Annotated in this window: 10 protein-coding genes and 1 pseudogene; 2 read left to right on the forward strand and 9 right to left on the reverse strand. The window is 70.8% G+C overall.

The features are described from left to right. Window positions 1-327 precede the first annotated feature (327 nt). Window positions 328-1727 (forward strand): annotated as a pseudogene (locus tag AB0M08_RS46450) (IS1380 family transposase). Window positions 1728-2389: 662 nt separating this feature from the next. Here the strand turns inward: AB0M08_RS46450 and AB0M08_RS46455 are convergent. The 9 genes from AB0M08_RS46455 to AB0M08_RS46495 form a co-directional block, all read right to left on the reverse strand. Next, complete coding sequence (locus AB0M08_RS46455) at window positions 2390-3847, reverse strand: MFS transporter (RefSeq protein ID WP_364508491.1); 1458 nt, start codon at window positions 3845-3847, stop codon at window positions 2390-2392. Continuing rightward, window positions 3847-4926 (reverse strand): Zn-dependent alcohol dehydrogenase, encoded by a 1080-nt coding sequence (locus AB0M08_RS46460; protein WP_364508471.1) that lies wholly within the window; start codon window positions 4924-4926, stop codon window positions 3847-3849. The genes AB0M08_RS46455 and AB0M08_RS46460 overlap by 1 nt, the downstream gene beginning before the upstream one ends. Continuing rightward, window positions 4923-6371: an aldehyde dehydrogenase gene (locus AB0M08_RS46465; RefSeq protein ID WP_364508474.1), complete on the reverse strand. Its 1449-nt coding sequence runs from the start codon at window positions 6369-6371 to the stop codon at window positions 4923-4925. The genes AB0M08_RS46460 and AB0M08_RS46465 overlap by 4 nt, the downstream gene beginning before the upstream one ends. Before the next feature lie 14 nt (window positions 6372-6385). Next, window positions 6386-7615: a cytochrome P450 gene (locus AB0M08_RS46470; protein ID WP_364508476.1), complete on the reverse strand. Its 1230-nt coding sequence runs from the start codon at window positions 7613-7615 to the stop codon at window positions 6386-6388. Then, the gene (locus AB0M08_RS46475; RefSeq protein ID WP_364508478.1) at window positions 7612-7815 is read right to left on the reverse strand and encodes a ferredoxin; all 204 of its coding nucleotides are present in this window, start codon (window positions 7813-7815) and stop codon (window positions 7612-7614) included. Before AB0M08_RS46475 ends, AB0M08_RS46470 begins: the two co-directional genes overlap by 4 nt. A 37-nt stretch (window positions 7816-7852) precedes the next feature. Beyond that, entirely contained in the window at window positions 7853-9034 is a 1182-nt protein-coding gene (locus AB0M08_RS46480) for an FAD-dependent oxidoreductase (RefSeq protein ID WP_364508481.1), read from the reverse strand. A gap of 97 nt (window positions 9035-9131) precedes the next feature. After that, window positions 9132-10391, reverse strand: coding sequence for a cytochrome P450 (locus AB0M08_RS46485; protein ID WP_364508484.1), 1260 nt, complete (start codon window positions 10389-10391; stop codon window positions 9132-9134). Further along, window positions 10388-10897, reverse strand: a complete 510-nt coding sequence (locus AB0M08_RS46490; RefSeq protein WP_364508486.1) for a MarR family transcriptional regulator — start codon at window positions 10895-10897, stop codon at window positions 10388-10390. The genes AB0M08_RS46485 and AB0M08_RS46490 overlap by 4 nt, the downstream gene beginning before the upstream one ends. Window positions 10898-11011: 114 nt before the next feature. Then, complete coding sequence (locus tag AB0M08_RS46495) at window positions 11012-11581, reverse strand: helix-turn-helix domain-containing protein (RefSeq protein ID WP_364508488.1); 570 nt, start codon at window positions 11579-11581, stop codon at window positions 11012-11014. A gap of 74 nt (window positions 11582-11655) precedes the next feature. Here AB0M08_RS46495 and AB0M08_RS46500 point away from each other — a divergent pair. Next, window positions 11656-11967, forward strand: a 312-nt coding sequence (locus AB0M08_RS46500; RefSeq protein ID WP_364508494.1) for a carboxylesterase family protein, incomplete at its 3' end; no start/stop codon positions are given.

Consider the following 11967-nt stretch of genomic DNA (forward strand, 5'->3'; position numbering starts at 1 on the left):
TCGCTCGAAAGATCACGCGATGGCCGCGTTCTATGCCGGACAGGATGTCCGACGATCACGCCAACCGCGTTACACCACTATCAGGGACTCCACCCGTTTTTGAGCCACTGGCCGGCGGGACGGCAGCCTTCACCTCCCGACCGTCAGTCCACCGGCCTACGAACCGCCGTCGTCGGACAGTGCCAACGGATGAGGCTCACCGGTTAGCCTCGCCCCTTCGTTAAGGGGTGTCCAAGGACTGGGCCGGAAATGGCGAAGTGCCCTCTGATCAGGGAAAATAGGGCTTGTCGAGAGTCCTGTTAACCCGTTACGGAAGGCACTTGCTGGGTGAAGACTACCCGAACACGTCCGAAGATCATCGTGACCGGGGACGGGCGGGGCGTGGTCGGTCACGCCGGCACTCGACTGCTCGACTGCTCGCCGACATTACCGGTCTGACCAGCGCGTTCAGCCCGGCTCTGGCCGGTCTGCGGCAGCGGCGGGGCGGCCACGACCCGGGCCGGATCGCCGTTGATCTGGCGGTACTGCTCGCTGACGGCGGTGAGGCCATCGCCGACCTGGCCGTGCTGCGTAACGAGGCCGGCCTGTTCGGTCCGGTCGCCTCCGACCCGACAGCGTGGCGGTTACTGTCGCAACTCGACGCCACGATGCTGGCCGAACTGCGGTCCGCCCGGGCCCATGCCCGTGAGGTCGCCTGGGCCCAGCATGCCGATACCCGCGGCGACCTGCCACAACCCATGGTGGCCGGCCAACGGGTCGACGGCCTGGTCCTGGACATCGACGCGACCATCGTGATCTCTCATTCCGAAAAGGAGTCGGCGACTCGCACCTGGAAGAAGACGTTCGGCTTCCACCCCCTGCTCTGCTTCCTCGACAACACCGGCGAAGCCTTCGCCGGCCTGCTCAGGGAAGGCCGGGCGGGATCCAACACCACCGCCGACCACATCACCGTGCTCGACCAGGCTCTCGCCCAGATCCCCGACGCTGTCCGGCACGGCACATCGTTCCTGCTGCGCTCAGACTCGGCCGGTTCCAGTCACGGCTTCCTGGCCCACATCCGGTCCTTACGCGAACAGCAGCATCTCGACATCCGGTTCAGTGTCGGCGCGGCCATCACCGAACCGGTCCGGCAAGCGATCCAGGCCGTGACCGGCTGGGTCCCCGCGGTCGACACCGATGGTGACCTGCGTGAACACGCCGAGGTCTGTGAGATCACCGGCATGTTCGAGGCGGCCGGCTGGCCAGCGGGCACCCGGTTCCTGGTTCGCCGGGAACGCCCGCATCCCGGTGCGCAGCTGTCGCTGTTCGACACCATCGAAGGATGGCGGCATCAGGTCGTCGCCACCGACACCCCACCCGGCAACGGCAGCATCCAGTACCTGGAAGCCCGCCACCGGGCACACGCCCGGGTGGAGGACAAGATCCGAACCGGCAAGAGCACCGGCTTCGGCCGGTTCCCGTCCCGACAATTCGCGATCAACCAGGCCTGGCTCCAACTCGCGTTGACCGGCATCGACCTGCTCGCCTGGACCCAGACCCTGCTGCTGGACGGTGACCTCGCCACCGCTGAACCCAAGAAACTGCGCTACCGGCTACTACACGTCGCCGCCCGGATCACCCGCACCGCCCGACGGACCCGCCTCGCCATCGCCGCCAACTGGCCCTGGGCCGATGCTCTGACCAGCGCATTCAGCAAACTCGCCGCGTTACCCCGGCCGACCGGCTGACCTCGCGGCTCACATACCGACCACGATCACGGAGGAACCCGGCCCCGCGCCGGGCCTTCACCATGCCAACAAACCGGAAACAAAACCGCGAATCATATTAATCGATCACTAGCTATGGAGCCGCGGGCAAATGAAAGACCGAGGCTAACCAACGCCTCGGTCTCCTAACCGGCAAGCAGCCCCACCAACAGCGGTAACCAGCACCGACCTCGGACCTTAAACCGTGAGCGGACGGCCCGTTCGCCGCGTATCGATAGGCACTGGTGTAGAAGACGACGGCTCGCGGAGGGTCCTGCTACCACCAGCTCTGCCGGAGGCCTTCTTCGGCCAACGACCCGGTGACATGCGAGAACGCGTCACGGATCGTGACCAGTCAGAACACGCCTTCCGCACAGGATCTGGCGGCTTCGCCAACCCACCCGCCTCGTAAGACACAGCACCTCCGCAACGCCGGCCGGCGAAACAGCGATGGCGCCGATCGAGTTAAACCTTGCTCGGCGCCATCGCTGGAACTACTTCAGCGACAACATTGCATGTAACGTTGGGTAATTAGTTTGACTCACCCTCCGGACACAAATCTTGAATAAATGGATACGCAGAGCAGGGCCCGGTCTATTGACCGGGCCCTGCTGCGTTACAGGGGAATGACACCCCCATCCGGCTCACGCTGCCGCCACCGGGTTCCTTTCCGTCTCGTTCCTGCCGGCCGGCGTGCTGCCGGAGCGCAGGGTCACCGGCCGGAGCAGGAGCGCCGCGACGATGCCGACCGCGGATACCCCGGCGCAGATCAGGAAGATCAGCCCGGTGGCGTGTCCGTACGCGGCCGGTGCGGTGCTGCCGGTCTCGATGCGGGCGCCGACGTCGCGGGCGAGGATCGCGCCGAGGACGGCGACGCCGGTGGTGCCGCCGAGGGAGCGGAAGAAGGTGACCGTCGAGCTGGCCGCGCCGATGTCCGTCATCGGGGTGTTGTTCTGCACGATGAGGACGAAGTTCTGCAGGGTCAGCCCGGTTCCTATCCCGGCGACGAACATGGCCGCCGTGATCGACGCCATCGGGGTGTGCTCGTCGATCAGGCCGAGCCCGGTGAACCCGGCGGCCAGCAGGATCGCGCCGGTGACCAGGAACGGTTTGACCTTTCCGGTCCGGCTGACCATGCGGCCGCCGCCGATGGAGGAGATCAGGGTGCCGAGCACCATCGGGATCGACAGCAGGCCGGCCTCGGTGGCGGTGTGGCCCCGGGCCAGCTGGAAGTACTGGCTCAGGAAGACCGAACTGCCGAACATGGCGGTGCCGACCGCGAGGCTGCCGACGATGCCCAGAACGGTGGTCCGCTGGCGCAGGACCCGGGGCGGCACGACCGGTTCGGCCGCCCGGGTCTCCACCCAGGCGGCCACGGCCAGCAGGATCAGTGCGCCGCCCAGCATCGCGGCGCTCTGCCATGACACCCAGGCGAACGCGTCGTCGACGAACGACACCCAGATCAGCAGGATGCTGACGCACGCCGTGATCACGGTGGCGCCGAGGTAGTCGATACGGACGCCGTCGCGGCGATGGACCGGCAGGTCCATGGTCCGGCGGACGATCGCCACCGCGAGGGCGGCCACCGGCAGGCCGATCAGGAAGCACCAGCGCCAGCCCAGCCACGACGTGTCGACGATGAGGCCGCCCAGCAGTGGTCCGCCGATCGTCGAGGTGGCGGTGGCCGCGCTGAGATAGCCCTGGTACTTACCGCGATCGCGGGGTGCGATCATCGCGGCGATGGTGATGTTGGCCAGGGCCTGCACGCCGCCGACGCCGGCGCCCTGCAGGACCCGGGCCGCGATGAGCTGACCGGCGCTCTGGCTCAGTCCGCAGGCCACCGAGCCGAGCACGTAGACGCCGACGGCGATCTGGAGCAGGGTCTGCTTGCGGAACAGGTCGGCGAGCTTGCCCCAGATCGGTGTGGTCGCGGTGGTGGCCAGCAGGGTCGCGGTCACCACCCACGTGTACTGGGACGGCGACCCGTGCAGGGCGTGGATCATCGCCGGCAGGCCGGTGGAGACGATCGTGCTGCTGAGGTTGGCGACGAACAGGGCGGTGAGCAGGCCGCTGAGCGCGAGCAGGATCTGACGGTGGCTCATCACGACGGCACGATGACCGATCGGACGCCGTCTGCCTGGTCGAGCAGGCGGATGCCGTCGTTGACCTGATCGAGGGTGATCCGCCGGGACACCATCGATGCGAGGTCGAGTTGCCCGGTCTCGGCGAGCCGCAGGTAGCGGGGGAAGTCGCGCAGGATCTGGGATCCGCCGGCGACCGAGCCGCGGATCCGTTTGCCGGAGGCCAGGACCTGCATCGCCGGTAGCGGAAGGATCGCGTCCATGGTGTGCGGCATCCCGATCAGCGACACCGATCCTTCGGCCCGGGCCATGTGGAAGGCCTGCAGCATCAGATCGGGCATGCCGACGACCTCGAAGGCGTGATCGACGCCCCGGCCGTGGGTCAGGTCACGGGCCAGCAAGACCGGGTCGCCGTCGGCCGGGTCGAACGTGTGGGTGGCGCCGACCCCCTTGCTGCCGTCACGGCGTCCGGCGCTGGGGTCGACGGCGATGATGGTGGACGCGCCGGCGATCCGGGCGCCCTGGATGACGGCCTGCCCGACGCCGCCGCAGCCGATCACCGCGACGCTGTCGCCGGGCTGGACGCCGGCGGTGTGGAAGACCGCGCCCAGCCCGGTGGTCACGCCGCAGCCGAGCAACGCGAGCTGGTCGTCGGGCAGGCCGGTCTCGACGGTCACGACCGATGACTCGTCGACGACCATCATGTCGGCGAACGAGCCGCAGCCGCAGAGCCGGACGGCCATGCGGCCGTCCGGCAGGCCGAGCCGGGGCCGGTAGCGCAGCGGGCCGCGTTCGCAGTGGTGGGACATCTCGTTGACGCACCACCAGCAGGTGCCGCAGGCCGGGGTGACCGAGGCGAGGACCCGGTCGCCGACCGCGACCCGGCGTACCTCGGCGCCGGCCGCCTCGACGACACCGCAGGCCTCATGGCCGGGCACCAGCGGGTCGGTCCGCTGTTCACGGCGCATGGAGGTGACGTCGGTGTGACAGATGCCGCTGGCGGTCACCCGGACCAGCACGTCGCGGGGGCCGACGTCCGGTGTGGGCAGTTCCTCGATGACCAGCGGGGTGCCCGGTTCGTAGGCGACGGCGGCCCTCATCGCGCGAGCTCCGCCGGAACGCCGATGGTGCGTTTCTCGAGGTAGCCCTCCAGGCCCTCGACGCCGAGCTCCCGGCCGATGCCGGACTCCCGGAATCCGCCGAAGGGGGTCAGTGGCATCGGCGGGTAGTTCCGGTTGACCGTGATGCTGCCGGTACGGATCCGGCGGGCGATCGCCAGGCCGCGGGCGTCGTCGGCGGTCCAGACGCTGCCGGACAGGCCGTAGGGGCTGTCGTTGGCGATCGTGACCGCCTCGTCGTCGCTGTCGTAGGCGACCAGGCAGACGACCGGGCCGAAGATCTCCTCGCGGACCACCCGCATCCGGTTGGTGGCGTCCGCGACGACCGTGGGCTCGATGTACCAACCCTGAGGCAGGCCGGGCGGGCGGCGGCCGCCGGTGACGATACGGCCGCCCTCGTCGGTGGCGAGCGCGATGTAGCTCTCGACACGGTCGCGCTGGCGTTCGGCGACCAGCGGCCCGACGACGGTCTCCGGGTCGTGGGGATCACCGACGCGGGTCTGTGCGGCCTTCGCCGCGGCGGCGTCGAGGGCTTCGGCGTAGCGGGCACGGGGGATCAGGATGCGGCTCTGCATGCCGCAGACCTGCCCGGAGTTGTGCATGCCCTGCGCGATCAGGCCGGTGACCACGGTGGCGACGTCGGCGTCGTCGAGCACGACGGCCGCGGACTTCCCGCCGAGTTCCAGCGAGACGCGTTTGATCCGGTCGCCGCAGAGATTCATGATCCGCTTGCCCGCGCCGGTCGAGCCGGTGAAGGCCACCTTGTCGGTGCCCGGGTGGGTGACCAGGTGCTCGCCGGTCTCCCGGCCGCCGGGCACCACGTTGATCACGCCGTCGGGCACGCCCGCCTCGTGCAGTGCCTCGGCGAGCAGGAAGTTGCTCAGTGGGGACTCGGGCGGCGGTTTCAGCACGACCGTGCACCCGGCGGCCAGCGCGGGGGCGACCTTCCAGGCCGCGAGGGTGACCGGGGCGTTCCACGGCACGATCGCCGCGACGACACCGACGGGTTCGGAGGTCACCAGCGCGGCGAGGTCGCCCCTGAGCACGGGCCGGTCGAAGGCGAAGGTGCGGATCAGGTCCGCGTAGTAGGCGAAGACCGGGCCGACCAGGCTCATCTGCTGCGGCGCCTGACTGATCGCGATGCCCATCTCCTCGACCAGGACCGCGGCGATCTCGGGGGTGCGTTCACGGAGCAGATCGGCCGCCCGGTCGAGGACGTCGGCGCGGTCGGTGGGGGCCATGCGCGGCCACGGTCCGTGGTCGAACGCCTCGCGGGCGGCGGCGACGGCGCGGTCCATGTCGGCGGTGGTGGCCTCGGGGACCTCGCCGACGACCTGTTCGGTCGAGGGCGAGACCACCTGCAGGACACCGGTGCCGGCGGGTTCGGTCCAGGCGCCGCCGATGAAGAACGCGGAACGGTTCATCATGGTGTCGTCTCCTCTCACCAGGCCACGGGCAGGCGGTAGGCGCCGTAGACGAAGCCGTCGTGCTTGAACGGGATCTCGTCGATCTCCGCGGCGATCCGCAGCGACGGGACGCGGCGCAGCAGTGCCGGGTAGGCGATCTGCAGTTCGAGCCGGGCCAGGGGCTGGCCGAGGCACTGGTGGATGCCGTAGCCGAAGGTGGCGTGCAGGCGCGCGTCGCGGGTGAGGTCGAGGCGGTCCGGGTCGGCGAAGATCTCCGGGTCGCGGTTGGCGGTCTCGTTGACCACGATCATCGGTTCGCCGGCGCGGATGGTCTGGCCGGCGACCACGATGTCCTCGGTGGCGACGCGGCGCAGCCCGCCGTGGGTGATGGTGAGGAAGCGCAGCAGTTCCTCGACGGCGGTGCCGGTCAGTCCCGGATCGTCGCCGTCGCGCAGCAGCCGGGCCTGATCGGGGTGTTGCAGCAGGGCGAGCGTGCCGAGGGCGATCATGTTGGCGGTGGTCTCGTGGCCGGCGAAGAGCATGAGCACGCCCATCGACGCGGCGCCGGCACGGGTGAGCTCGCCGGCGTTGATCCGTTCGACCAGTCCGGAGAGCAGGTCTTCGCCGGGATCCTTCATCTTGCCGGCGAGCAGGCCGTCGAGGTAGTCGGTCAGCCGGGCACGGGCCGCGTTGCGGTCCTCGGCGCTGGTGTCCCGGTTGATCAGCAGTTTGCTGTTGTCCTGGAAGAACTCATGGTCGCCGTAGGGGACGCCGAGCAGCGCCGAGATGGCCAGCGACGGCAGTGGCAGGGCGAACGACGGGACGAGGTCGGTCGGGTTGGGGCCGTCGAGCATCGCGTCGATGAGGTCGTCGGCGATCTGCTGGACGACGGGACGCAGCGCGTTCATCCGTTTGATGGTGAAGGCGCCGGTGACCATGCGGCGCAGGCGGGCGTGCTCCGGGTCGTCCATCATGATGAAGCTGGTGTTCGCGCCCGGTTCCTGAGGCTGGGCGGCGGCGGCCGTGATGGCCGCGGCCTCGTGCGGGGAGAGCGCCGGGGCGCCACGTCCGGGTTCGACGCTGACGGCGGGGCAGCCCAGGGCCTCCCGGTGGGCGGTGTGCCCGGTGATCAGCCACGGGGTGCTGCCGTCCCACATCCGGACTCGGGTCAGCGGTCCCTCCGCCAGCCGGGCCAGCATGGCGGGGGCCGGGTCCAGCGGGCAGCGGGCGTCGCGGGTGATGTCGTAGTCGTGGATGTCGGTCACGGCCGGCCCTCCTCGACGGTGATGGCCAGGGCCGGGCAGATGGCGGCGGCCTCTCGGACCGCGGCGGCCCGATCGGCGGTGGGAGCGGGGTTGAGCAGGACGACGATGCCGTCCTCGTCACGCTGGTCGAAGACGTCGTCGGCGGCGGTCACGCACGATCCGGCGGCGACGCACCGTTCCTGGTCGACGGTTACCTTCACGAGGGGTTCCTTCCTTCGGGGCGGGCAGGGGACGGGTTCATACGGGTGCGGTGGTCATCGCGGTGAGCAGGCTCTGCCGTTGCCGGCGGGCCTGTTTGGGCATGTTCCAGCCCAGGACCGCGGCGGGCCGGCCGTCGAGGTGGTAGGTCAGCACGAAACGCCCGGCGGTGGGATCGCCGTCGGTGACCTCGGTGTGCATGCCGGGGCCCGGGATGCCGTGGACCTGGATCTTGACGTCGAACTGGTCGGTCCAGAAGTACGGCACCGGGGTGTAGGGCCGGCCGGCGCCGAGGATGTCCGCGGCGACGGCGGCGGCCTGTTCGGTGGCGTTCGTGCGGTTCTCCAGGCGTACGTCGCGTCCCAGACCCTCGTGGTGGAAGCGGGCGACGTCGCCGACCGCCCAGACGCCCGGGGCCGCGCGGCAGTACGCGTCGCAGACGATCCCGTCGACGAGGGTGAGACCGCTGCCGTCAAGCCAGCCGGTGGCCGGTGTCGCGCCGAAGGCGACCAGCACCACGTCGGCGGGCAGGACCTGGCCGTCGGTGGTCTCGACGCCCCGGACCCGGGCGCCGTCGACGGCCAGGCCCGTGACGGTCGTGGTGAGCCGTAGGCGCACGCCGTTGGCCGTGTGCAGCAGGCCGAGCAGGTCCGCGGCCCGCGGCCCGAGTTGCGCCCGCATCGGCGCCTGTTGCGGGCCGACCAGGGTGGTGTCCAGGCCGAGGGCGGCGGCGGTGGCGGCGACCTCGCAGCCGAGCACACCGTCGCCGACCACGACCAGGCGCCGGCCGGGTGTCAGTTCGGCGCGCAGCCCGGTCGCGTCGTCGAGGGTCCGGATGACGTGGACGCCGGCGACGGTGTCCTGGCCGGGCAGGGTGCGGGCGGTGGCGCCGGTGGCCACGACGATGGCATCGGCCTGGTGGCGGCGGCCGCTCGCGGTGTGCACGGTCCGGGAGGCCGGGTCCAGGGCGACCGCGGGGTCGCCGAGGTGGAAGGTGGCGTCGAGCGCGTCGAGGGCGGCGGCCGGGCGCAGGTGCGCTCGCTGCGGGGTCCACGCTCCGGCGAGGATCTGTTTGGACAGTGGCGGCCGGTCGTAGGGCGGGTGCGGTTCGTCGCCGAGCAGGGTCACGGTTCCGGTGTGGCCGAGGCGGCGCAGTGTCTCGAGGGTGCTCAGGCCGGCGGCCGAGGCACCGACGATGAGGACGTGGGCGGGAGGGGTCACGGGTGTGGTCCGATCCGGGTCGGCGACGGAAACCTAAATCAATCGGTTGATTTATTAAATGGGCAGGGTGCGGCGCGGCGAGCCCGGCAACCGGGGATCACCAGGCGACGGGCAGCTCGTGCACGCCGTACGCGAAGCCCTCGGTCTTGAACCGGATCCGGTCGACGGGAACCGCGAGCCGCAGCGCGGGGATCCTGCGGTAGAGCGTGCCGTAGACCACCTGCAGCTCGACCCGGGCGAGCTGCTGCCCCAGGCACTGGTGCGGACCGTATCCGAAGGCCATGTGGCGGCGCGCGTCCCGGCCCAGGTCGAGCCGGTCGGGGTCGGTGAACATGGCGGGGTCGCGGTTGGCGGCGTCGGAGGCCAGGATGACGCCGTCGCCGGCCCGGATCGTCACTCCGCCGACCTCGACGTCCTCCAGTGCGACGCGGCGGCGCCCGCCCTGGGCGATCGTCAGATAGCGCAACAGCTCCTCGACGGCGCGGGAGACGGCCGCCGGGTCGCCCGTCTCGCGCAGCGCGGCCATCTGACCGGGGTTCTCCAGCAGGGCCAGCGTGCCCAGCGCGATCATGTTCGCCGTCGTCTCATGGCCCGCCTGCAACAGCGTGGTGCCCATCCGCGCGGCCTGACGCCGGGTCATCTCGCCGGCGTGGATCCGCGCCGCCATGTCCGACAGGACGTCCTCACCGGGTTCGGTGAGCTTGCGGTCCACGATGGCCTCCAGATAGGCGACCAGCTCGCCCATCGCCCGGCCGGCGTCCTGCGCGGTGGAGTCGTGGTTCAGGATCACCGCGCTGTGCCGCTGGAAGAACTCGTGATCGGCGTACGGGACGCCGAGCATTTCGCAGATCACCAGCGACGGCACCGGCAGCGCGAAGGCGGCGACCAGGTCACACGGCGGCGACCCGGCCAGCATCCGGTCGATCAGGTCGTCGACGATGCGCTGGATGGCCGGGCGCAGCGCCTCGACGCGTTTGACGGTGAACGCCACCGACATCATCCGGCGCAGCCGGGAGTGCTCCGGCCCGTCGGCGCCGAACGTCAGCGTCGGCTCGCCGAGTTCGGCGGCTTGCCGGTCCGCCTCCTGCTGGGCTGCGGTGAAACCGGCGCTCAGCAGCGGGAATCCGGGGTGCCGGGGAGCGACCGCGACCCTGGCGTCCGTCGAGAGCGCCTGCTGATCGGCATAGCCGGTCAGCAGCCACGGCACGCTGTCGTTCCACAGGCGCACCTTGCTGATCGGCTCCCGTTCCCGCAGACCCGCGGCGGGGTCGAAGGGGCATCGCCCGCCCCGCGGCATCGGGTACACCGCGGCCGCACCGGCATCGCCGGTGGGGTCGTCACTCGTTTGCCCGGTCATGATCGGCCTTCCTCTCGTGGTGCGCTCTGCGGTTCTCGAGGTGGTGCCGGGTCCCTCCGCCAGGCGAGGTCACCGGCGAGCCGGCGAAGGATCGGTGTCGCCACGTGCATGGCCAGCGCCAGCGCCGCCTGGTCCTGCTCCGGCAGAGTGGACAGCAGGTCCCCCAGCCGGCGCTGATGCGCGGCCCGCCGTTCGGTCAGCATCGCCCGGCCCTGCTCGGTGACGGCGACCAGCGTCACGCGCCTGTCGCCGGGGTCCGGCACCCGTTCCACCCAGCCCTGCCGGGTCAGCCGCTGGACCAGTTCGGTCATCGCCGGCTGGCTCACCCCGGCGCCGGCGGCCAGCGCCGTGACGCGCAGCGGCCCCTCACGCTCCAGGGCCACCATCGTCGACACCGTGGTCAGGCCGGGCCCGTCGCGGTCGTTGACGTGCCGGCCCAGGAGGGCCGTCGCCTGGTGCAGTCCCTCGTCGACCAGCTGCCGGTATTCGTCACGGGCCACGCTCACCCGGACATTTATATCGGGTGCCTATGAAAGTAGGCAACCCTTATCGGACTATCAGCACTATTTCTTGCTCAACTAGATCAGAAGCCTATGCACATCGCCCCGGGGAGGCGCAGCTCAGGGCAGGTCGCGGCCGCGCAGGACCACGGCGAGCGCGGCGAGTCTGCCGGTGAGCTCCCGAGGATCCAGCGGGTCATCGCCTTCGACGATCCAGTCGTTGACGATCGCGGCCGCGCCGGCGGTCACGGCGGTCACCACGTCCCCGGCCGTCGCGGCGGGCAGGTCGCCGAACGCCGCACGCAGGCCGGCCGGCGTCACCAGGGAGCCGAGCGCGCGGTTGAGCGCGCGGGTCATGGCGAACGAGCACGAGCCGACGAGCATGGCCCGGTAGAAGGGCCGATGGCCGGCGAAGTGCCGCGCGGTCGCGAGCGCCCGCTCCCGCAGCGGGCGCTCGCCGTCGGCGAGCACCGGGATCAACTCCGACCGGACGAGCTCGTGCGCGGCGGCGACCAGCAGCGCGTCGCGGTCACCGAACTGCAGGTAGACGAGTTGCCGGCTGACCTGCGCGGCGTCGGCGAGGTCGCCGGCCGGCACGGCGGTGGTGCCCCGCTCGGAGACCAGGCGCACCGCGGCGGCCATCAGCGCCGAGCGATTGCGCACCACGCGGCGGTCCGGTCGTTCTCGCACCCGGCCAACACTAGACAGATGTCAAAAAATAGGCAACTGTTAAATGGTTCGATTTAAAACCTGTGGAGGAAGTCGTGCCCCAGCAACCCGAAGTACGCACCAGCACCGGCCTCGTCCGTGGTCGCGCCGAAGACGGCCTCGCCGTGTTCCGCGGCATCCCCTACGCCGCCGCGCCGATCGGGGACGCCCGCTTCCAGTCGCCCCGGCCCGCCACGGCGTGGGACGGGGCCCGGCCCGCGGAGTCGTTGGGGCCGCCCCCCCCCCCCGATGCGACCAAGTCCCGCCCCCCCCCCGGCGACCAGGTCCACCGCACCCCCGACGACATGCGGACCCTCAACCACAGGACACCCGCCCCCCACCCCCCCCCCCCCCACCCCCCGATGGGC

Source organism: Actinoplanes sp. NPDC051851 (genome assembly GCF_040681165.1).
Lineage (GTDB): Bacteria > Actinomycetota > Actinomycetes > Mycobacteriales > Micromonosporaceae > Actinoplanes.

Bases quoted from the DNA above. Each gene is read 5' to 3' on its own strand.
- AB0M08_RS46455 (WP_364508491.1), bottom strand. From the start codon at position 3,847: ATGAGCCACCGTCAGATCCTGCTCGCGCTCAGCGGCCTGCTCACCGCC.
- AB0M08_RS46460 (WP_364508471.1), bottom strand. From the start codon at position 4,926: ATGAGGGCCGCCGTCGCCTACGAACCGGGCACCCCGCTGGTCATCGAG.
- AB0M08_RS46465 (WP_364508474.1), bottom strand. From the start codon at position 6,371: ATGATGAACCGTTCCGCGTTCTTCATCGGCGGCGCCTGGACCGAACCC.
- AB0M08_RS46485 (WP_364508484.1), bottom strand. From the start codon at position 10,391: ATGACCGGGCAAACGAGTGACGACCCCACCGGCGATGCCGGTGCGGCC.